The sequence below is a fragment of the Bizionia saleffrena genome, from assembly GCF_008086175.1.
Lineage (GTDB): Bacteria > Bacteroidota > Bacteroidia > Flavobacteriales > Flavobacteriaceae > Bizionia > Bizionia saleffrena.
Map to the genome: position 1 here is coordinate 71,885 of NZ_VSKM01000004.1, position 23,098 is coordinate 94,982.

Annotated in this window: 19 protein-coding genes; 8 read left to right on the forward strand and 11 right to left on the reverse strand. The window is 35.1% G+C overall.

Features of this window, described 5'->3' with window-relative positions; all coding sequences use genetic code 11:
- Window positions 1-3: 3 nt before the first annotated feature.
- Both ES676_RS04630 and ES676_RS04635 read right to left on the reverse strand, forming a co-directional pair.
- Entirely contained in the window at window positions 4-336 is a 333-nt protein-coding gene (locus tag ES676_RS04630) for a translation initiation factor (RefSeq protein ID WP_148368871.1), read from the reverse strand.
- Between the two features lie 54 nt (window positions 337-390).
- Window positions 391-1,341 carry an isopenicillin N synthase family dioxygenase gene (locus ES676_RS04635; protein WP_148368872.1) on the reverse strand — a complete coding sequence of 317 codons (951 nt, stop codon included), beginning with the start codon at window positions 1,339-1,341 and terminating at the stop codon, window positions 391-393.
- A 128-nt stretch (window positions 1,342-1,469) separates the two neighbouring features.
- Between ES676_RS04635 and ES676_RS04640 the strand changes: the two genes are divergently transcribed.
- From ES676_RS04640 to ES676_RS04650, 3 genes are all read left to right on the forward strand, one after another.
- Complete coding sequence (locus ES676_RS04640; protein WP_148368873.1) at window positions 1,470-3,476, forward strand: alpha-ketoacid dehydrogenase subunit alpha/beta; 2,007 nt, start codon at window positions 1,470-1,472, stop codon at window positions 3,474-3,476.
- Between the two features lie 166 nt (window positions 3,477-3,642).
- The gene (locus tag ES676_RS04645) at window positions 3,643-4,344 is read left to right on the forward strand and encodes a hypothetical protein (RefSeq protein WP_148368874.1); all 702 of its coding nucleotides are present in this window, start codon (window positions 3,643-3,645) and stop codon (window positions 4,342-4,344) included.
- A 95-nt stretch (window positions 4,345-4,439) separates the two neighbouring features.
- The gene (locus ES676_RS04650) at window positions 4,440-4,898 is read left to right on the forward strand and encodes a cold-shock protein (protein WP_148368875.1); all 459 of its coding nucleotides are present in this window, start codon (window positions 4,440-4,442) and stop codon (window positions 4,896-4,898) included.
- Between the two features lie 71 nt (window positions 4,899-4,969).
- Here the strand turns inward: ES676_RS04650 and ES676_RS04655 are convergent, their stop codons facing one another.
- From ES676_RS04655 to ES676_RS04680, 6 genes are all read right to left on the reverse strand, one after another.
- Window positions 4,970-6,376 carry a mechanosensitive ion channel family protein gene (locus ES676_RS04655; protein WP_148368876.1) on the reverse strand — a complete coding sequence of 469 codons (1,407 nt, stop codon included), beginning with the start codon at window positions 6,374-6,376 and terminating at the stop codon, window positions 4,970-4,972.
- A gap of 146 nt (window positions 6,377-6,522) precedes the next feature.
- Complete coding sequence (locus tag ES676_RS04660; protein ID WP_148368877.1) at window positions 6,523-7,110, reverse strand: pseudouridine synthase; 588 nt, start codon at window positions 7,108-7,110, stop codon at window positions 6,523-6,525.
- Entirely contained in the window at window positions 7,100-9,424 is a 2,325-nt protein-coding gene (locus ES676_RS04665) for a DNA topoisomerase 3 (RefSeq protein ID WP_148368878.1), read from the reverse strand. Before ES676_RS04665 ends, ES676_RS04660 begins: the two co-directional genes overlap by 11 nt.
- A 72-nt stretch (window positions 9,425-9,496) precedes the next feature.
- Window positions 9,497-10,804 (reverse strand): APC family permease, encoded by a 1,308-nt coding sequence (locus ES676_RS04670; RefSeq protein ID WP_148368879.1) that lies wholly within the window; start codon window positions 10,802-10,804, stop codon window positions 9,497-9,499.
- A gap of 5 nt (window positions 10,805-10,809) precedes the next feature.
- The gene (gene recQ, locus ES676_RS04675; protein WP_148368880.1) at window positions 10,810-12,927 is read right to left on the reverse strand and encodes a DNA helicase RecQ; all 2,118 of its coding nucleotides are present in this window, start codon (window positions 12,925-12,927) and stop codon (window positions 10,810-10,812) included.
- A 142-nt stretch (window positions 12,928-13,069) separates the two neighbouring features.
- Window positions 13,070-13,879 (reverse strand): DUF1853 family protein, encoded by an 810-nt coding sequence (locus ES676_RS04680; protein WP_170234426.1) that lies wholly within the window; start codon window positions 13,877-13,879, stop codon window positions 13,070-13,072.
- A gap of 103 nt (window positions 13,880-13,982) precedes the next feature.
- Between ES676_RS04680 and ES676_RS04685 the strand changes: the two genes are divergently transcribed.
- The 4 genes from ES676_RS04685 (at window position 13,983) to ES676_RS04700 (ending at window position 18,652) form a co-directional block, all read left to right on the forward strand.
- Window positions 13,983-15,536 carry a DEAD/DEAH box helicase gene (locus tag ES676_RS04685; RefSeq protein WP_148368882.1) on the forward strand — a complete coding sequence of 518 codons (1,554 nt, stop codon included), beginning with the start codon at window positions 13,983-13,985 and terminating at the stop codon, window positions 15,534-15,536.
- A gap of 72 nt (window positions 15,537-15,608) precedes the next feature.
- The gene (locus ES676_RS04690; RefSeq protein ID WP_148368883.1) at window positions 15,609-16,727 is read left to right on the forward strand and encodes a DEAD/DEAH box helicase; all 1,119 of its coding nucleotides are present in this window, start codon (window positions 15,609-15,611) and stop codon (window positions 16,725-16,727) included.
- 33 nt (window positions 16,728-16,760) lie between these two features.
- A complete protein-coding gene (locus ES676_RS04695) occupies window positions 16,761-17,264 on the forward strand; it encodes a hypothetical protein (protein ID WP_148368884.1) in 504 nt (167 codons plus the stop codon).
- Window positions 17,261-18,652 (forward strand): T9SS type A sorting domain-containing protein, encoded by a 1,392-nt coding sequence (locus ES676_RS04700; protein WP_148368885.1) that lies wholly within the window; start codon window positions 17,261-17,263, stop codon window positions 18,650-18,652. Before ES676_RS04695 ends, ES676_RS04700 begins: the two co-directional genes overlap by 4 nt.
- A gap of 161 nt (window positions 18,653-18,813) precedes the next feature.
- On the opposite strand, the gene hpf is transcribed toward ES676_RS04700, so the two are convergent.
- The 3 genes from hpf to ES676_RS04715 all read right to left on the reverse strand — a co-directional run bounded on the left by hpf (window position 18,814) and on the right by ES676_RS04715 (window position 21,296).
- Window positions 18,814-19,113 carry a ribosome hibernation-promoting factor, HPF/YfiA family gene (gene hpf, locus ES676_RS04705; RefSeq protein ID WP_148368886.1) on the reverse strand — a complete coding sequence of 100 codons (300 nt, stop codon included), beginning with the start codon at window positions 19,111-19,113 and terminating at the stop codon, window positions 18,814-18,816.
- Between the two features lie 175 nt (window positions 19,114-19,288).
- On the reverse strand, window positions 19,289-19,474 hold the full coding sequence (locus tag ES676_RS04710) for a CsbD family protein (protein WP_148368887.1): 186 nt from the start codon (window positions 19,472-19,474) through the stop codon (window positions 19,289-19,291).
- An 886-nt stretch (window positions 19,475-20,360) separates the two neighbouring features.
- A complete protein-coding gene (locus ES676_RS04715) occupies window positions 20,361-21,296 on the reverse strand; it encodes a hypothetical protein (RefSeq protein WP_148368888.1) in 936 nt (311 codons plus the stop codon).
- A 463-nt stretch (window positions 21,297-21,759) separates the two neighbouring features.
- Here ES676_RS04715 and ES676_RS04720 point away from each other — a divergent pair, with 463 nt between their 5' ends.
- On the forward strand, window positions 21,760-22,734 hold the full coding sequence (locus ES676_RS04720) for a sterol desaturase family protein (protein WP_148368889.1): 975 nt from the start codon (window positions 21,760-21,762) through the stop codon (window positions 22,732-22,734).
- Window positions 22,735-23,098 lie beyond the last annotated feature (364 nt).

The window sequence follows — 23,098 nt, forward strand, 5'->3', positions numbered from 1 at the left end:
TTATTAACCGCCAACGCGTTTTACATTAAATCCTTTATCTTTTAGTATAGACATTATCTTATCGCGATAATCACCCTGAATAATTATCTTATCATCTTTAAAACTCCCACCAACACTTAGCGTTTGTTTTAATTCTTTGGCTAACATTTTAAAATCCTCAGTAGCTCCGGTATACCCATCTATAATCGTGGTGGGTTTTCCTTTACGCTTTTCGTATTTACATAAAATAGGATCCTCTTGAATCCAAATATTAGAAGATTCTTCAACTGATTTATCTTCAGTTATAGAAGCCTCGTGCTCTGGAAAAAGTGATTTCAATTGGTCTTGTAAATCCATTGTATTTTCAATAGTGAATTGTAATTGCTAAAAGCGATTACATTTCGGTTTTAATTATTTTTTAATCAATCCTAATTCAATAAGGCGTTCATTCAAAAAATCGCCAGCAGTAATATTCTCAAATTGCTTCGGATGTTTGTCATCGATACAACCGTCTAAAACATCCAATTTCATTTCACTAATAGGATGCATAAAAAACGGAATCGAATAACGCGATGTTCCCCATTGATCTTGTGGCGGATTAATGACTCTATGAATGGTCGATTTTAATTTATTATTAGTGAGTCGCGATAACATATCTCCCACATTAATCATTATTTCATCGGGCCCTGCAATAGCATCTATCCATTCGCCATCGTTATTTTTTACTTGTAAACCGCGACCTTGGGCTCCCATTAAAAGGGTAATTAAATTAATATCTCCGTGTGCTGCTGCACGTTCGGCTGCCTTAGGCTCTTCAGTAATTGGTGGATAATGTATAGGTCTTAAAATAGAGTTTCCGTTGTGTATATATTGGTCAAAATAGGTTTCTTCTAGCTCTAAATATAAAGCCAAAGCCCTAAGCACATATTTTGCGGTTTTTTCTAACCTTCCGTAGGCTTCTTTTCCCACGTCATTAAAGTCTTCCAGCTCCTTTACGTAAACGTTATCGGGGTAGGCATTCGCGAGTTCTGGGTTATCCTCCACGTATTGTCCGAAATGCCAAAACTCCTTTAAATCGCCTTCTTTTTTACCTTTAGCACTTTCTTTCCCAAACGACACATAGCCACGTTGCCCACCAATACCTTCAATTTCATAATTGTGTTTTACTTCTAACGGTAATTCGAAAAAGTTTTTTATCTCTCCATAAAGTCTCTCTACAAGAGTTTCATCTAAAAAATGTCCTTTTAGAGCCACAAAACCAATGTCTTGATACGCAATACCAATTTCATTTATAAACTGCTGCTTTCTTTCAGGATCTCCCGAAATAAAATCTTCTAAATTAACGCTAGGTATACTATTCATTTATGCTCGTTTTTAATGTCAATTATTAATACAAATGTAAAGAAAACATAGCAAAGTTTATAATCCATATTTTTAACGCCCTTTTAATAGTATTACGGCAAATATGCTATATTTGAAAAACGATTAGTATGAACACAATTTCAGAAATGAAAAGCAAAATAGAATATAAAAGGGCGTCTCTAAGCAACGCTACACTTTTAGAATTATACAAAGCAATGTTAAAACCTCGCGTGATCGAGGAGAAAATGTTAATTTTATTACGGCAAGGTAAAATTAGCAAATGGTTTAGTGGTATTGGCCAAGAAGCCATTTCTATAGGAGTCACGTTGGCTATGAACGACGACGAATATATTTTACCAATGCACCGTAATTTAGGTGTGTTTACCGCGCGTAACATTCCGTTGCACCGTTTATTCTCACAATGGCAAGGTAAGGCCTCGGGGTTTACAAAAGGTCGCGACCGTAGTTTCCATTTTGGAACCCAAGAATTTAAAATCGTAGGTATGATATCTCACTTAGGGCCACAATTAGGGGTTGCCGATGGGATTGCATTAGCGAGTAAACTAAAAAATAAAAATCAAGCCACAGCTGTATTTACAGGAGAAGGCGGAACCAGCGAAGGCGATTTCCACGAGGCTTTAAACGTCGCTTCAGTATGGCAATTACCCGTTTTGTTTTGTATCGAAAATAACGGTTATGGTTTGTCTACACCAACAAGTGAGCAATATAATTGTAAGGATTTAGCTGATAGAGCTATTGGGTATGGTATAGAATCTCATATTATTGATGGAAATAATATTATTGAAGTCTATACTAAGGTTTCAGAATTAGCAAAAAGCATTAGAAGTAATCCACGACCAATTTTAATTGAATTTAAAACTTTTAGAATGCGTGGTCACGAAGAGGCGAGCGGTACAAAATATGTCCCACAAGATCTTATAGATATATGGGCAGAAAAAGATCCAATAAATAATTTTAAGCATTTTTTAATTGAAGAGCAAATTTTAACAGAAGCGGTAGACTTGCGTTTAAAAGCTGAGTTTAAAGCGGAAATTGATACCGCTTTAAAGCGTGCAGGAGCCGAAGAAGAAATTGAAGCTTCTGAAACTAATGAGTTAAATGATGTTTATAAAAAATTTGAATACCAGGAGTTTAAAGAAAATTCAATCACTGAAGAATTACGCTTAATTGATGCCATCTCTCAAGGTCTGAAGCAATCTATGGAACGCCATGAAGATTTAGTGATTATGGGTCAAGATGTTGCCGAATATGGTGGTGTTTTTAAAATTACCGATGGTTTTGTCGAACAGTTTGGAAAAGACAGAGTGCGTAACACGCCCATTTGTGAGTCGGCAATTATTGAAACGGGAATGGGCTTATCTATCGCCGGAATTAAAAGTGTAGTCGAACTGCAATTTAGTGACTTTGTAACCTCAGGATTCAATCCGGTGGTTAATTATTTGGCAAAATCGCATTACCGCTGGAACCAAAATGCGGACGTTGTTTTACGTATGCCTTGTGGCGCAGGAGTTGCGGCCGGACCGTTTCATTCGCAAACCAATGAGGCCTGGTTTACAAAAACACCGGGTTTAAAGGTTGTTTACCCAGCATTCCCCAGAGATGCTAAAGGATTACTTGCTACCGCTATTAACGACCCAAACCCCGTATTATTCTTCGAGCATAAAGCCTTGTACAGAAGTATTCGTCAGGAAGTACCCACCGATTATTTTACAATTCCATTTGGTAAAGCTGCGTTGTTAAGTGAAGGAGACGAGGTCACCGTTATTGCTTATGGCGCCGCAATACATTGGGCATTAAACACGCTAGAAAAACACCCAAATATAAAGGCCGATGTTCTCGATTTACGAACGCTTCAGCCTTTAGATACCGATTCTATTTATAGATCGGTTAAGAAAACAGGTCGCGCTATTATTTTACAAGAAGACTCGCTTTTTGGTGGTATCGCTAGTGATATTTCAGCATTACTAATGGAACATTGCTTCGAGTATTTAGACGCTCCGGTAAAACGAGTGGCTAGTTTAGACACGCCAATTCCTTTTATTAATCAATTAGAAGATCAATATTTATCACGCGATAAATTCGAAGCTGAATTACTAGCACTTTTAGATTATTAAAAAGCGAGACATAAAACAATTTTTTAAACAGCCTTTAAATATAGATTTATAGGCTGTTTTACTTTTCATAAATCCTAAAAATACGAGCCAGAAACCAATTTTATGTTTTTATTTACAGTTAGGTATGGTTTTTGGTTTATTTTAGTTTCAAAGATGTAATTAATTAATGAAATTTAGATTTGCTTTTTTATTTATAGTAGTGTGTGCGTTCCGTTTGAGTGCGCAGGTGGATCGTGAAAACACCTCTATTATTATTCCAGCTGAAGCGGTTGAAGACCCAAAGGAAGACAACGAGCTTATTATAAATCCTGAACCTGTTTTTGGGGCGACACCAGCCGCGTCTAATACTGAGGTAAAAATCCCTAAGAAAGAAGAACTACCAGTGGCAAGACGTCGTAATTTTTCGATTACAAATGAAACTAAATTTAGAAACCCTGCCGAGTTATACCAAGACCAATTAAAGAATGCGCTAAAATTGCGACCAGACGATGAGCGCCGTCAAAACGGAAGCACAGTTACGCAGTATTTAGGCGAATTTAGTACCAGTGCAGCGCGTGTTAACATTGTATATCGCGATCATCAATACCCTGATGGCGATTTAATTCGGGTATATGTAAATGGAGAAATGGTTAGAGAACGCGTGTTATTAGAAACACACTTTAAAGGATTGTTTTTAACCTTAGAACCAGGATTAAATGTTATTGATTTTGAAGCTCTAAACCAAGGCTCTAGCGGGCCAAATACAGCACAGTTTGAAGTGTTGGATGACAAAGGAATTGTGATCTCTTCAAATCAATGGAATTTAGCCACAGGAGTAAAAGCAACTATAACGCTTGTAAAAGAAGAAGATAGCGTAAAAAACGAATAAAATATTTTTTTTCGTTTTAACGCAACAAATTCGTACTTTTGTAAATAATAGATTATCAATTTTTAATTTTAAGTAACAAATATTCAAAAAAAATAATGGCAAAGTCGCAACAGACATTTAACAAATTAGAAAAAGAAAAAAAACGCCTCAAGAAGAGAGAGGAGAAAAGAAAGAAGATGGATGCTCGTAAAGCTGAATCTACTGAAAATGGAACTTCGGGAATACCTATGGCCTATGTAGATTTTAATGGTAACCTAACGGATACACCACCAAATCCAGAGGACAAAGTAAAGGTGAAAGCGAAAAACATCGTTTTAGGAGTGCCTAGAAGAGAAGAAGGAGATGAGGAAGAAGTAGATCCAATCCACAAAGGAAAAGTGTCGTTTTACGACTCTTCTAAAGGATTTGGTTTTATTATTGATGCACTAGATAGTGAAAAATACTTTTGTCACGTTAGCGGATTAATCGATGAGATTGCTGAAAACGATAAAGTACAATTTGAACTAGAGAAAGGAATGAAGGGCCTAAATGCCGTTCGTGTTAAGAAAATATAACAATAACAACCATAAATTAAAAAACCTCGATTTTATATAAATCGAGGTTTTTTGGTTTTGAATGATAGTTATTATTGAGGATTTAAATTATTATAATCTAAGCCCTTATCCGTTTCTTTTTTTGTGTTCTTTCTCTCTTTTTTATTATCTCTAGTATTTTCTTTATCAACGGCTTCAGCGTTTGTCTTGTCTTCGCTAAAATCGTCCTTTGCATCATCAGTTCTTGGTCCCATTTTTTTACTTCCATGAGAGCTCGGTAATTCAAACAATTCTAAATCGAAATATGGTACAGCTGCTAAAAAGTGATCGAATAAATCCGACATAATATATTCGTAATTTTTCCAACGTTTATCACTACTAAAGGCATAAATCTCCAGTGGAATACCTTGCGTTGTAGGTTGTAACTGTCGCGCCATTGCAATCATCTCTTTATTTAAAGCTGGATGATTTTCGAGCGATGTTTGTATGTACTTTCTAAACACACCAATATTCGTTAAGTTTCTTCCGTTTAGCAATAACTCTTTATTAATATTGTTATCGGTGTTATACGATTTTATTTTATCTTGACGTTGTGCAACATAATCAGAAATTAACTGAATTTCCTTTAAGCGTTCTATATCAGCATCTGTTAAATACTTAATACTACTTTGCTTAATTAACATATGCCTTTTAATACGTCGACCACCAGAAGTTGTCATTCCTCTCCAGTTTTTAAACGAATCAGAAATTAAAGCATAAGTGGGTATTGTAGTGATAGTTTTATCGAAATTCTGGACCTTTACCGTCGATAGATTTATCTCTATTACATCCCCATCAGCTTCAAACTTTTCGAAGGTAATCCAGTCACCAATGCGGACCATATCATTAATAGCCACTTGAATACTCGCTACGAAACCTAAGATAGTGTCTTTAAAAATTAATAAAATAACAGCCGAAATAGCTCCCAACCCCGTTAAAAACCTCCATACATCTATACCGCTTACAACGGCCAAAGCAAAAATGATTCCGCTAAACCAAGCGAAAATCATAAATACCTGAATGTAACTATCTATGGGCTTATCTCTTAATCGTGGTAAGGTTTTAAAATAGCTATTTAACGATTGCAAAATACTCCTCACAATCCATAAAACCATTATAATCCCTAATACTAACAGAGCTCTTAAAAAGAAATGATTAGCATCGTCAAAATGATAAAAAACAACCGGAACAAATTTTAAGGCAACAATAAAGGGAATAATATGTGCTAAATTTCTTGGCACGTGGTGACTCAACAAAATATCATCAAAATTGGTTTTTGTTGATGAAGAAAAGCGCGAAAACAATGAAATTAAAACGCGTCGCGTTATTCTATCGATCACATACAATAGCAAAAGTAAAATAACTATCATTGCTAATAAGTTTAAATACAACGCCAGTGTTTCTGGAATATGAAATTTTATAAAGTAATCGTAAAAAAAAGTAGCTAGTGTTTCTTTCATTGAAAATTATTCTTTAAACGTAAAAATACTGCGTTTTATAGAGATTATAGTGTTTTACACCTTAAAGATTAGTTAAAACACTGTGTAAACACCCTAACTTCAAGCTTTTATTATTTTAATAAATAGTTAGGCATTTTATCGTTGTTTTATGTTATGAAATTAGTAAGATCTAAATCTTCCACGGCACCTATAGGGAGTGTTTTTAAATGAATATTGCCAACACGTATGCGCACCAAACGCAAAGTAGAACAACCAACAGCACTCGTCATTTTTCGTACTTGTCTAAATTTACCTTCGGTTAAAGTTACTGATATCCAAGTGGTCGGACCGTGTCGCTCGTCACGAATTTTCTTTTGTCTCTCAGGAAGGTTGGGAGCGTGGTCTAGTTTAAATACGTTGCACGGTTTTGTTTGGTATTTTTTACCATTAAAACCTATTTCGACACCGTTGCATAATTGGAGTATGTCTTCCTCAGAAATTGCGCCATCTACTAACGCATAATATTCTTTTTCGATGGACGAACTATTTATAAAATTACTTAATTTACCATTGGTTGTAAGCAATAGTAGGCCTTCGCTTTTCTCGTCTAATCGCCCAATAGGCATAGTATTTTCTGGAAAATCACTGAGCTCACCTAAAAATCGTTTGCGCTTTTGTTGCGTAGAATTACTAGCAAACTGACTAAGCATTCCGTAAGGTTTATACATTTTAAAATGCTGATGTTTACGCGCCATTTAAAATACTGTAAACTAATGCTTTTGTTAATGTCTGTCCGTTTGCTTTTTCGCGAATAGCAGCGTACGAAAATCTAAAATCACATCCCGCTTTGTAGGCACTACACCCATACGCTGTTTTCCCTTTTATAATGATCCCTGTTTTACATTTCGGACAACTATTTACTTCTAACGATTCTTTTGAAGTGGTTTTTGAAACACTTTTTTTCGGTTCTAGTTTTAATTTGAATGCCTCATCAAAGCGCAACAAACCTTCAACTAAAGCCTCATTTACCTTAAAACCTTTCAAATTTACCGTCGATCCCTTGCTTAATAATCTTAAATATTGATTGGAAGAAATTTTCTTTTCACCAAAACTAAAAGGCAATACAAAATCGCAACTTTTACCATATAAATTACAGCCGTAAGCACTTTTTCCTTTTACTAATTGTCCGTTTTTACATTTCGGACATTCATAACCAACAATTCCTTTTTGCGAAGGTTTTGCCGTTGTTTTTGATTCTGACTTTGTTTTTATACCCAGTTTCGTTATCGCATTATTGGTATAAGAAATATTGGCTTTAACGGTTTCACTGCGCACATCGTACACCAGGCGGTCTACCATTTGCTTCATATTTTTAATGAACGCTCCAGCACTGTAGGCCCCTTTTTCAATATCTTTTAATTGTTTTTCCCATAAACCGGTTAATTGAGCCGATTTAAGCATATCATTTTGAATAATATCAATTAACTGGATACCCGTAAGCGTAGGTAGGACTTGTTTTTTATTGCGCTTTATGTATTTGCGTCTAAAGAGTGTTTCTATAATATTGGCACGTGTAGACGGCCGGCCAATACCGTTTTCTTTCATTAAATCCCTGAGCTCATCGTCATCTACTTGCTTACCTGCAGTTTCCATTGCTCTCAATAATGTGGCCTCGGTAAACTGTTTTGGTGGCTTGGTTTCCTTTTGTAAAAACGACGGTTCGTGCGGCCCTTTTTCACCTTTAGTAAAACTCGGTAACAGTCCCGCTTCTTTGGTTTTAGAATCGGCAGATTCAAAAACAACACGCCAGCCTTTACTCAATATTTCTTTTCCAGTGGTTTTAAAGTTAACCGTATCTGCTTTACCTATTACCGTTGTATTTGCTACTTTACAATCGTCATAAAACACAGCAATAAAACGGCGCGTAATGATATCGTAAACCTGTTGTTGGTTGTATTGCAAATTAATCTGAACTCCTGTAGGAATTATTGCGTGGTGATCGGTAACTTTAGAATCGTCAAAAACCCTTTTCGATTTCTTTATTTTTTTTCCTAAAAGCGGAGCAGTTAACGCACTGTATTTTGTAATGTTTCGCAATGTGCTTTCAACTTTTGGGTACACATCATTAGGTAAAAATGTAGTATCAACTCTCGGGTAGGTTACCACTTTCTGCTCGTATAATTTCTGAACGATTTTAAGGGTCTCATCGGCCGAAAAACCAAATTTCGTATTACAAAATACTTGTAAACCGGTTAAATCGAACAGCTTAGGGGCGTATTCGTTACCATTTTTTTTGCTAATAGAAACAATTTCAAAATCGTGAGCTTTTACCTTGTCGGCAAGAACTTGACCCGCTTCGACATTGGTAAAACGCCCTTCTTCGTAACTAAATAAAGTGTCGCGGTATAAGGTTTGTAATTCCCAATACGGTTGTGGTTTAAAGTCTTCAATCTCTTTAAACCGGTTTACAACCATGGCTAGAGTGGGGGTTTGCACACGACCAACAGACAATACTTGCTTATAACCACCATGTTTTACCGTGTATAAACGCGTGGCATTCATTCCTAATAACCAGTCGCCAATAGCACGCGAAAATCCTGCATAATATAAATTGTCATATTTTGAAGACGGTTGTAGATTCTTAAATCCTTCTTTAATAGCTTCAGTGGTTAAGGACGAAATCCATAGACGTTGCACTTCGCCTTTATAATTTGCTTGGTCTAAAACCCAGCGCTGTATGAGTTCTCCTTCCTGTCCCGCATCGCCGCAGTTTATTACCACATCGGCTTTATCAAACAAGCTTTTTACAATTTTAAACTGTTTTTGTATTCCAGAATCTTTGGTGACTTTCGTCTCAAATTTATCGGGCAACATTGGTAAGTTGTTTATATCCCAACTTTTCCAGTGCGGTTTATAATCGTTGGGTTCTTTTAAAGTGCATAAGTGACCAAAAGTATAGGTAACTGCATACCCATTGCCTTCGTAGTAACCATCACGCTTGGTGTTGGCTCCTAAAACAGAAGCAATTTCTCTTGCTACACTAGGTTTTTCGGCGATACAAACTTTCACTTATAGTATAATTTTTGAAGACGCAAAGTAAGTGTTTTTAAGGTTTTTTTAAAGCCGAAAGGTGAGGAGTTATTAACGAATATTTTTTCGTTCTAAAGTTTTGTAAATATATTCTATTAAAAAGCACATTACAATAACCGAAAGGGAGACAATTACACCCGTTTTATTAGCGGTAAATTGTTGTAAAATAAGCGTAACTAATGCAATGGAACAAAAAAGACATCCTAATAAAGGGATCATTTTATTCGCTTTTATTTGTTTTGAAAATCTAAAGGCTATATAATTAACGATTGCGAAAATAAGTAAAAAGCCCACGCTTCCTGCGGTCGAAATACTTTCTAAATGCATCGTATTGGTTAATATTAACGTTAAAATAGCCGTTATAAACAACCCGATAGGTTGGTTCCATAATTGTCTAGTAAATTCTGATGGAAGCTCGTCGTCTTCAGCAATTTCGAAACTAACACGACTTCCTCCATACAACGATGCATTTATTGCTGAAAATGTAGAAATAAGCGCAGCTACTGTTATAATTGTAAAACCTATTTTCCCCAATAATGGTTTGGCAGCTTCGGCTAAAACGTAGTCTTCCGCTTTCGCAATCTCACTAAAAGGTAACGATCCTACCGTTACTATGGCAATTATTATGTATAATACAATTACAAATACTACCGAGTATAGGTAGGCTTTCGAAATGTTTTTTTTAGGATCTTTAATATCTGGAGCGGCATTGGCAATAAGCTCAAAACCTTCATAAGCCACAAAAATAACCATTCCTCCCGTTAATAAATTTACGGGAGTTTCCCAATTTGAAAAAGCCAATTGCGTTACGTTAGGGTTTTCAAATAAACCATAACCTCCAATAAAAATAAAAGCAATTAAAATAATAAGTTTTATAACTACCGCATACGATTCTATTTTGCTAACCACCTTAACACTATAATAATTTATGGCGGTTGCGAGAATGATAATCGCACTCGAATAAAGATGTGTGTCTAAAGAATAACGACCGGTAATTTCTAAAAGATTTGGTGCGTAAGACCCAAAAGCAGAGGCATACAAACCCAACATAATAACATAACTCACCCAAAGCAAGTTATTTATACTACCACTAAATATAGTTTTCCCAAAACCTTCATTAACAAAGCGTACGGTGCCGCCTTTATCAGGAAATGCCTGAGACAATTTAGAATAACTATATGCTGTAAACAATGCCAACACACCAGCAATTAAAAACGCGATTGGCGTGCCTCCTTTAGCGAGCGAAACAGCAAGACCTAGAACAGCAAAAATACCACCGCCAACCATTCCTCCAATTCCAATAGCTATTGCTTCTCGTAATTGAATCTTTTCGTTATTTTTATTTTTGGTGTTTTTCATTACTATTACTCATCCTTATCAATAACACTTAATGCTAAACGGATTTTAAAATAGTCCATTTGCTCATTAAAATAGTCGAAATAATCTTTTAAAGCGTTAGGTGATTCTAATTCTATTTTTGCTTGATGAACGGCTTCAACATCACTTTTTGATACAAAATCGTAAATATTAATATCTTTTCCGTCGGAATATAACTTGGCGATATGAGAATACACTGTGGGTGCTTTTAGTTTTCGCTGAAGTGATATTTCTTCAATAGATAATCCTGTTTTATACAATTCGTAGGTCACTAAATGTGTGTCCGTTTTTTTAGGTTTCTTAATTTTAGAGCCTATAAAATCAAGTATTTCGGCTATAAACTCATCACCATAGACTTCCATTTTTCGCTGTCCGACACCAGAAATGGCTAAAAATTCACTCTCAGACATTGGGCGAACACGTTCCATTTCTTTCAACGTCGCATCGTTAAAAATAAGATAAGCTGGCAGGTTTTCTTCTAGAGAAATACGGTATCGTAACTTTCGTAAACGTTCGAATAAGCTATTGCTATTTACTTTTTTCGAGGCAACGGCTGCTGTTGGAGTTTTCGATTTCTCATTACTATAAACAGGATGCGTTAAGTGTACTTTTAATCCTTTAAAGAGTACTTTCTCTGAAAAATCGGTCAGTTGTAATGCGTTATTTCTATGAAAAGCGATTTCACAAATCCCTTGATTTATCAATTGTATTATGTATTGTTGCCAGTCTTTCCAAGAGATTTCGTGACCAATTCCAAAAGTTTTTACACCATTTAAACCTTTGTCTAAAATATTGGCATTGTTGGCACCACGAAGCACATCTATTATGGTTCCTGTTGCTTCTTTTTGATCCACGCGTGTAATGGTAGATAGAATTTTTTGAGCAATTACGCTACCATCAAAAAACGTTGGGGGGTTTTTACAGACATCGCAGTTACCACAATTATCAGCTAACAATTCACCGAAATAGCTTAATAAAATTTTTCGTCGGCAGGTAGTGGCTTCACTAAACTGCTTCATACGTTCTAATTTTGCAATTTGAACGTCTTCATTAGAAGCTCCAGTAGCAAATTTCCGTAATTGAATAACATCGGCATAACTATGAAACAAGACGGCTTTTGCTTTTAGCCCATCTCGTCCCGAACGTCCAATTTCCTGATAATAGCCTTCAATATTTTTTGGCATATTATGGTGAATTACCCAGCGCACGTTCGATTTATCAATTCCCATCCCAAAAGCAACAGTAGCGCAAACGACTTGCGTTTTATCGAAAATAAAATCTTCTTGTACTCGGGTTCTATCCTCAAAACTCAATCCGGCGTGGTAGCAATCACTATTAATACCGTTATCGTTTAATTTTTTTGCGATTTGCTCTGTGTTTTTTCTACTTAGGCAATACACAATACCCGATTGCCCGGGATGTTTTTTAATAAAAGTGACTATTTGTTTTGCACGAGCATCTGCTGGGCGGACTTCTAACTCTATATTTTTTCTATCGAAAGACGAAATAAATTGCTCTGCTTGTGGCATTTCAAGTTGCTCTACAATATCTTGTCGCGTAGCTTTATCGGCTGTTGCAGTTAACGCAATAATTGGCGTATTCGGTAATTTTTTCTTCAAAAATCCTAATTGCTGGTACGACGGTCTAAAATCGTGACCCCAACTAGAAATACAATGTGCTTCATCTATGGCGACACAACTAATGTATTTTTCATTCACTAAATTTTCAAGTCCCGAAAGACTTTCAGGAGCGACATATAATAGTTTTATTTCTTTAGTTATTACTTTTTCAATAATGCTTTGTTGCTCTTGCGACGACTGGCTACTATTATAGAAAGACGCTTTAATACCGTTGGCATTTAGGCCATCCACTTGGTCTTTCATTAACGCAATTAACGGTGAAATAACGAGCGTTAATCCTTCTAAAACAACAGCTGGTATTTGGAAACATATCGATTTACCTCCACCCGTTGGCATAATTACAAGCGTGTCCTTTTTTTGTAATACGTTTTGGATAATTTCCTGCTGCTGACCGCGGAAAGTATCGTACCCAAAATAGGTTTTTAAAGCAGAATGTAATTGGTATTGTGAAGCTGTTTCTGTCATAGTCAAGAATTAATCAAAAAGTAATACTGCAAAGTAAAGAAGAATAGTTAAGTTTTCAGGCTTTGATTTTACTTAAATATTTAGAAATACACAGGATTTATACTGATGCACTCTGTTATAAATTAAGGTAAATTCAATTCCTTTACCACGCCACTACAAAACATTTGGTCATTTCCCCATTGGGCTGTTTTAACCATAATAATGGCGCATAGTTTTCATCTTTATAAGTATTTAATTTTGGAAGTATCTGTGCGTAGGTTTGCCAGTTCACGGCGGCTGTGAGGTCTAGCAGCCAGTCGGTTTTTTTAGGACAATAAAATTTACAGTCTTCAAATAACGGCAAATCTTGGTATTTAAAATAAAAGCCATAAACGCAATCTGGGTTTAAATTAGTGAGCGTAATAGAGGCGCCAAGCGGTAAAAATAATTGTGCTTTAAAGTATATTTTTTGTTCAATAGTTTCCACTTGTAACCCTAAACTATCCAGCAATGGCTTGGTTTCAGGAGAATAGAGTAGTGGTAGCTGGTGTGTTTTTAGCTTGTGTAGTTTTTTAGTTAACGTATCGCGGCGCATAGGGCCAATGCAATGGTCTATTTCTGTGGTACCCAAAGACGGGTCGTACAAATAATATTTAAATTGAATTTCTAAATGAATCGGAGTGCCTTCCTCTAAAAACAAGCAATCGAGCTCGCCAATAGTACGTTCTTCATTTTTAATTTGACAATTTTCAGCTAAAATATTAAGATTTGAAATCTGTAACAACTCCGCAGAAACAAAACGCTCCACACGATGTCCTAAACGCACTTTCGGGTTTATTGGCGCATCGAAAACAAAGGTGTTTACGGGGCTTTTAACATAAGGCTCTAAGCCAAAAACGGCTGATTTAAATAGATGTGGTGTATTAAAAAAACCACTAAATTGTTCCTGATAATCGTTTGTTTTGTAAGTCATATGTACAATCAAAAATACAAATTTTAAAATTTTTATGGGATTTATTCGTAAAAAGGCTACAAAACGTTGTATTTTTGCCCATTGTAAAATCGGAATTTATTAGATGTCAGTAACAGCTTTAGAATTAGAAGAACGCACGGAAGGGAAGAATTTATATAGTTACCAAGAAGGGGCTATAAATAAGATTTTCAAATGTTTTGAAGACGCGCCAGAAGATTATCACCTCTTGTATCAATTACCTACTGGTGGTGGTAAAACAGTAATATTTTCTGAGATTGTAAGACAATACTTAAAAAATCATAAAAAGCAAGTTTTGGTGATGACGCACCGAATAGAATTGTGCAAACAAACCTCGAACATGCTTTCTGAGTTTGGGGTGTCTAATAAAGTAATTGATAGTAAAGCCGATTTATCTGATCAAGGTAATTACAATTGTTTTGTGGCGATGGTAGAAACCTTAAACAATAGGTTAACGGATGATAAACTAGATATTTCGGACATTGGTTTGGTTATTATTGATGAGGCGCATTATAACTCCTTTACTAAATTATTTAAGTTTTTCGAAAAATCCTTTATTTTAGGAGTAACAGCAACACCTTTAAGTAGTAATATTAATCTACCAATGAAGGATAACTACAACGAATTAATTGTAGGAGAAACGATTCATTCGTTAATAGAAAATGAATTTCTGGCACGTGCCGAAGTCTTTTCTTATAACGTAGGATTAACCTCTTTGGTTGTTGGAGCTAACGGTGATTATACGGTAAAATCTTCTGAAGATTTATACACCAATACAGACATGTTAACGAAGCTTATTCAAGCTTACGAAGAACGCTGTAAAGGACGAAAAACGTTAATATTTAACAACGGTATTAACACCTCGCTACACGTTTACGACACCTTTAGACGTGCAGGATACCCAGTAGCTCACCTTGATAATAATAACAGTAAAAAAGAACGTAAAGCCATTTTAAAATGGTTTAAAGAAACACCAGATGCGATCCTTACATCGGTGAGTATTTTAACCACAGGATTCGATGAGCCTACGGTAGATTGTATTGTACTAAATAGAGCCACAAAATCACTGACATTATACTACCAAATGATTGGGCGTGGATCGCGTATTTTAAAGAATAAATCTAAATTTACGGTTATTGATTTAGGTAACAATTTACATCGTTTTGGACCTTGGGGAAATGATTTAGATTGGCAAAAAATATTTAGATCGCCAAATTTCTACTTGGATGGTATTTTAAATGATGAAGATTTAGAAGAAAACTTTAGATATGAAATGCCTGAAGCCGTTCGTGCTGAATTTGCAAAATCTGAAGATGTTTATTTCGATGTAAAGAAAAATTATATTGCATCGATTAGAAACGGAGAATCCTCTAAAGTTATTTTAGAACGCTCTATACAACATCATGCAAAAATTTGTATTGAAAACAGTGAAGACTTGTGGGATGCTTTGGCTCTTGCAAAATTATTAGTAGACGATATCGATTTTAGAATTCACCGTTATACCAAATGTATTAGTAAAAGTACCTTTAATTTTGTGGAATGGTTAAAAGACGATTACCGCAAGAAATTAAACTCGTATTTACGTACTAATTTTGATGAAGTTTTTGAAGAAATCAACGGATTTCCGCCTGAAGATTAGTGTTAATTACGCTATTTTACCGTTTTTTATTCTAATCGTTACCAATTATTATTTCTAATTACATTATATATTATGAGTACATTTAAAGATTTAGGAGTTCATAAAAACTACGTCAAATCGTTAAAAGAATTAGGAATTAAAACACCTACCGCTATCCAAGAGCAAGCCATACCTATGTTATTGGCGTCTGCTAAAGATTTTATAGGTTTAGCCCAAACAGGAACGGGAAAAACAGCTGCCTACGGTATACCGGCATTGCATAAAGTAAACCCGAGTTTGGACGCTATTCAGGTATTAATTTTATCGCCAACACGCGAATTGGTTCAGCAAATTAAAAAACAACTCTTTAAATTCACGAAATACAATGATGCACAAGTCTTTGTTGAAGGTGTTTATGGCGGTGAAAAAATAGATATTCAGATTAAAAACCTAAAGCGTACCACACACATAGTGGTAGCAACACCTGGGCGATTAGTCGATTTGTTAGATAAAGACTGCATTGATTTAAAACAGATAAAAACCATTGTTTTAGATGAAGCAGACGAAATGCTAAGTATGGGCTTTAAGCAAGATTTAAACACCATTCTTAAGGCGACTTCTGGAACCAGAAATGTCTGGTTATTTTCGGCCACTATGCCCGAAGATTTAAAAGACATCGTAAAACGTTACGTGTCTAAAGATGCGATGCGTATTGAAATAGACAGAGATAGTCTGGTGAACGCGAATATCTCTCATTATGTTGTAGAAACCACTATTGCTAACAAACCTGAAACTTTAATTAGATTACTAGAAGATAGGGAAGAGAAACGCGGTATTGTGTTTTGTAAAACTAAAGCTGGCGCACAAGGATTAAAACAATTACTTCAAAAAGAAGGATTTAATGTAGATGCATTAGAAGGCGATATGACACAAAAAGACCGCGATAAAGTGATGCGTGCGTTTAAGAATACTAATCTTCAGATTTTAATTTCTACCGATGTTTCGGCACGTGGTATTGACGTTGATAATTTAGGTTTTGTTATTCACCATCAATTACCTGAGCATTTAGAATATTACACGCACAGAAGTGGTAGAACTGCACGAGCGGGCAAAAAAGGCGAGTCGATTGCTTTAGTACTTTCAAATGAAATGTCGCAATTAAAAGCTCTAGAAAAAAAGTTAATGATCTCATTTAAAACACTAACTTTATAAACGTTAGCTGTTATTAATTGCCACAGAGAGGTTATGAAGGTAAAAAATCTTATTTGTATTATTTTTAGTCTTCAATTGGGTTGTAAACCTATTGTAACAGCGACTGATGGTTCCACAAGAACAAACAAGAACATTTTAAAAGAAGTACCTCAAGTACCAGATAATTATATTGTAAACGCCAGTTTTAGTATTAAAAAAATCAACTCCAATTATGTGGTTGATTTAGTAGATCTTCAAAAACAAAAAGGCCGTTTAAAGACACCTCATACCGCTACAGTAACACCGTCTAAAAAGCATTTAGTGTGTTCTATTTTAGATAAAAACGATACCGTTTTACAATCGTTTACGCTGCCAGATCCTCTATTGCGAGAGGTAGAATATGTAAACGATACCAATCATTTTATAAAGCGTACGATAGCATTAGATAGCGCAACGTTTACTGCGCGTTTCCCCCTTAAAAAAGCTTCGAAATTTATAAGTATTCACTACGTATTAGAGAATTTAGATGCCCTTCATCTTAAAAAAATAAAACTATGAAAACCATTTTTATAACCTTACTGATTGTTTTTAGTTGCTTTACTGTGCAGGCCCAAGTGTTTCCTGTCGAAAATATTTTGGTTAATGGTGCGGTCGATAACCATATTAATTTAGTACTCATTGGCGACGGCTATACAGCTGCCGAAGAGGGTTTATTTATAAGCGATGCTCAAGCCTTTACCACCGGAATTTTTAATCAAACCCCCTTTAAAGAATATAAAAATTTCTTTAATGTGTATGCGATAAAAGTGGCTTCAAACGAAAGTGGCGCAGATCATCCCGGAACGGCAACAGACGTTACCGAGCCTTATCATCCTATTCAAATGGTAGACACCTACTTCGATTCGACTTTTGATAGTTATAATGTACACCGCTTGTTAACCTGTAACAACCTATTGGTAAGTCAAGTGGTATTTGCAAATATTCCGTCGTACGATCAAATTGTGGTGTTAACAAATTCGCCACATTACGGTGGGAGTGGAGGTGCTATTGCAATAGGAACAACGCATTCCAGCGGTTCTGAAATTGCTTTGCACGAAATCGGACATTCGTTTTCGGAATTAAAGGATGAATATTGGGCGGGAGATTATTACGCAGAAGAAGGGATTAACTTAACGCAAAATAACGATCCGACCACCGTAAAATGGAGTAATTGGATGGGTGTAAACGGTATTGGAACGTATCAGCATTGCTGCGGTGAAACCTCTGGTACTTGGTATAAACCACACACAACGTGTAAAATGGAAGTTTTAGGAAATGCTTTCTGTTCGGTATGTAGCGATGGTATTATCGAAAAGATTCACGACTATGTTGCGACCATAGAGTCATTTTTACCAGATAATTCAATCACTTTAGAACCCGATACCTATCCGATACCTTTCAATTTAAATGTAATTTATCCAATGCCAAATACGTTAGCGATTAGTTGGCACTTGAATGCAACCACTATTGCAGGAAATACTGATAGTTTACAGCTAGACGAAAATGATTTCGTTATGGGTTCCAATACGCTGACAGCAAATGTAATAGATGATTCTAATTTGCAAGCCATTAATGACCATACTACGATACACGTAAATACAGTAACGTGGACGATAGATAATAACACTTTAGGTATAGATCTTGTTGCTGCTTTTTCGGCGACGACAACACTAAAATTATATCCAAATCCGGCCTCTAAAGCAATTACCATTTCTTTAGAAACTCCTCAAGATGAGTCCGTTGCACTCGCTATTTATGCTTTAGAGGGTAGACTAATAAACAAAACCAATTTTACGTCTAATACAGCATTTGTGTTTCCGGTAAATACACTATCTAGCGGTACTTACGTGTTTACACTAACTACCGAGAACGGAACACGTATTGATAAACGTGTTGTTATTGATTAACGGATAATTATTATAAACGAGAAGCCTTTGAGTGTGTTTATAATATAAACACAGAGGAGATAAAAGGGAGACTCTTATAAAACAGTGGACGTTCGCTATAGATCAAAAAAAAACTACTTTTTTAAAAGTAGTTTTTTTGTTTTATTACGTTTAATTACGACTTAATGTGTTTTCATTTTTCCTTTTCGCTTTTCTAACTGGCGTTCTAATTGGCTAACGGCTTCAGTAACACTCTTATGGTAAGACTCACTATTATCTTCGGCAAATAGGCGAGGGCCAGGAGCACTTAAACGTATCCCAGCTATTTTTCCTGTATTATCAGAAAAGTTTTGAATTTTAAAAAAGACATCGGCGCGTACTATAAACTCATATTTATTAAATAGTTTGTTTAATTTCTCTGTGACAAAAGTTTCTAGTGACTCACTAGGGTTTACTTCATGGTATTCAAAATTTATGTCCATATTATTTGATGTTTAATAGTTAATGATGTTATTAACTAAAGATACTAAAACACTTCGCAATTAGAATCTAATTTAGGAAAAAATTAAGTATTACCAAGGCAAAAAAAAGAGAGCAACCCCGTAGGATCGCTCTCTTTAATAATTAGTGTTTTACGCTAATTGAATAATTGTTAAATTACATATTTTTAATTTCATCAGAGATTTGTTCCTTTGTTTTTCCTGTTTTTTCCTGAAGTTTCCCCATCATTTGGTCAAATTTTCCTTCAGAATAAGTTACATCGTCATCGGTAAGATCTCCGTATTTTTGTTTGAATTTACCCTTAACTTGTTTCCATTTTCCTTCTAATTGATCATTATTCATAATTTTAGATTTTAAGATTAATAATTTGTTCTTATCAAATTTATACTATTTAAGAATGCGCGGTGCGCTCAATCCATTTCTTGATTTGCTTAAATGAAACAATAGCGTTAAATTTTTATTAAAGGAAAGCGTGGACATACCAAAAGGATCAATTACTATAATAATGCTATTTTACATAATATTAATTATAGTACATTTTATAAATAGGTTTATCCTGTGGTTCAAGTTTTTTCAATTACACGATTGTCATAGACTGCCGCAAACGTATAAATAGCCTTAGAGATACAGTCTTTTTTCGGAATTAGAGAAACGCTTTCAATTTTACTGTCAAGCTCTAGATATTACTATTCCAGATGAGATTTCTTTTTTTTCATTTAGAATATTCATTTGGAAGTATTGATTGAGATAATTTATCTAATGCATCTTTATTTAAATAATTGTTATTAAAAAAAACACCGTCTACAGTCTTTAAAGCATTAATATTCTCTAGTGGATTATCAGTTAAATTGTTTTATACTTTGCTTGTCCGCAAGCGTAGAAAGACTGCATAACGACAACTAGTACTAAAAATATTTTTTCATTTTATAGATGTATTTAAATAAAAAAACAGAAGCTATTTAGAATACAATGTTTCATTTTATTTTTAGTTTTATGGGTTTTTCAGGAGTTTTATGATCACCTTATAAAAAATAAAAAAAATAAGTAAAGATGTGAGTGAAAATAAAGTTTTAGCACTTGTTATATGTAATCATAATTTATCCCCCATCGTAAGTATTGCAGTAATATTACTTTCAGAATTAAATATATGCACTACTATTACATCGCCAAAATAAAAGCTCTCCTTTTAGCTCTGTTTATAAGAAACTGATTAAATATAATTATCCGGTTAATCCAGAGCAATTGTTTCGTTTTCTAAAATCCACTTTCCATTAACTTGCGCACTGCGTGTTACCGTAATTTTATTAGGGCCGGCATTTTTAAAAACGTCGATAAGATTAAGGTTTTTATGGACGGTGGTGTTAATTACAACAGGCCCACTAAGTAAAGCGCCATTGGTAGCATCAAATACATAGAAACTCTTGGTTGTGGGTTTTATATCCCAGAAACCAATCTCGTCTGCACCATCACTATTAAGGTCTTTAAGGTTTTCTAACTGCGATTTGTATGCCCCTTTAATGGTTATAGCCTTAAGGTCTTTATTACTAAAGGTGATTACGCTGTTGCATTCTCCTTTACATACCACCGTATCGCCACTTTGCGCCATCGTTGTCGTTGGAGAGATCACAGTTGCATAGTCCGATAGACCATCGCCATTAAAATCGCCGAACAATTGTCTGTTATTAGTAAAGAAAGCGATATCTGCGCGAGCACTCGGAAAAATAGGAGCATCTAGATCTTTAGAGTTTTCAGCAACACCTTCTCTTAGTATTTGAAAATCACCATTTCTTATCATCATGGAAAGATAAGAGGTGTAATCGGCTTCTATTCCATTGTAACTAACGCGTTTTGTAAACGTAACTAAATAAACTCCAGCCTCTTTGGTAATAGTAAGTGGGTCATTTAGAATACGTTGTGTATAATTCGGAAATTGCTGAAATAACAGTTTCTTATCTTGTTGCACCTGAGTTCTAGTACGCTCTTCTCCGTAATACGTTACAACGGGCATATAATCGCGTTCTAAATACGGTGCCTTTAATGCTGTATGTGATGCGTTCCATTGTTTTAAAAACTCACGCACCTCTTGTTCACTTTTGGGATTGACCTCATTGCAACTAGAGAATAGTAGAACAAGCAGGCAGGACATAAGTGAAAGATACTTCATAAATCTAATAGAATTTTAGCTTAAAATTTGAATGTTAAAGATACATGAATTTTGATGAATTTAGGTTCCAAGTGTGTACATAATACCACTGATTTAAGCATTTCTTTATAACGTGATCTCGTATATATTCTTAGTTAAATAAAATTTGAAATGACCTAAACGCTTTCTCATAACTTCTATTTTTTGAAAATAGAGACACGCAACCCTCTAAATTTGGTTACCATCTTTGTCGTTCTTGTGTTAAGAATAGATGTGTTTGTTAAGAAGTGTCTTTAAGTCTCCTAAAACCATAATTGTTAACACTAACCGGCGCCACAACCCTTTTTTATATAAAATTTTAACGTATTCTAAAGATGAAAGATTTTGTACAGGAGTAGTGTTGCATTAAATTAAAGTATATTGCCGAAAATAAATTTTAGAACGGAATTACCGTTACACAAACTCTTATTAAAACTATTACTAAATGGATTTTACAAACCCGTTAGTTTATGGAGTTCCTTGTTTTTTAGGCTTTATCGCAATAGAGCTTATCTACAGCAAAACTTTGGATGACAAACAACTATATAAATGGAAGGATTTATTAACAAGCTTATCACTTGGGTTAGGATCTGCAGTAGTCGCTGCACTAATAAAAACAGTGGCCGTAATATTGGTGTTTAACTTAGCTTACGAATTCTTCAATCCAATAATAGATGGGGTTAGAACGAATATTATGGGCTGGGAGTCCTTTGGGTATGTGTGGTATATTTGGATAATTTGTATGCTTTTAGATGATTACTCCTATTATTGGTTCCACCGTCAAAATCATATGATCCGCTTTTTATGGGCAGCACATATTGTGCATCATTCGTCAGACAATTTTAATTTGGGAACGGCTGTGCGTAACGGTTGGTTTACTATTTTTTATAAACCTTTTTTTTATGTTTGGATCGTAGTAATTGGATTCCCACCAGAAATGCTTGTGGTTTGTATGGGTATTGAAGCGCTATGGCAATTTCAACTGCACACACAATATGTAAAAAAATTGGGGTTTATAGAAAAATTTCTGAATACTCATACTATGCACCAAGTCCACCACGCTCGGAATATTGAATATATGGACAAAAACCACGGGGGAATCCTCAATGTTTTTGATAGGGTTTTTGGAACTTGGAAACAACTCGATGAGTCTATCGCTATAGAATACGGGGTGTCTGTACCTCCAGATTCTTACAATCTATTTGTTGTTTTAACTCACGAATACAAAAACATTTGGGAGGATATGAAAAAATCAAACAACTGGTACCACAAATTTAAATATGTTTTTGGACCACCCGGATGGAGCCATGATGGCAGTACGCTTACTATTAAGCAAATAAGAAGCGAAATGGCAAAGACCTCTGATAGTAGCGTTGTAGATAAAAATAGCGTTGTAGAGATTGCCGAGCCCCAAATGTAAGCTATATCTAAGATCCCTTTACAAAATAGTGAAGCAACGCCTAAAATAGTATTTAAGAGATTTGCTTATAAACTATCTATGCTATCTGTACTTATTGTCCGTTTGCGCCCATTTACGACGTTTAGAAGAATAACACTAAAGTATAGACTTCTTGGGATTCCTTTTTATCATTTTTAAGAGACCGCTAGACTGCACGCCGTGGGAACTGTTGAGTGTTTTTTAAAGGTTCTATTTATATAGCATTTTACGCTTTAACGCACCCCGTATTCTTTAAGAATATTTTCTTTTAGTGCTGAATTGTATCTTAGGGTTTTAATTCTTTCTTCCAACTAATACAACCTCATAACTGTTGTGGATCATTTTC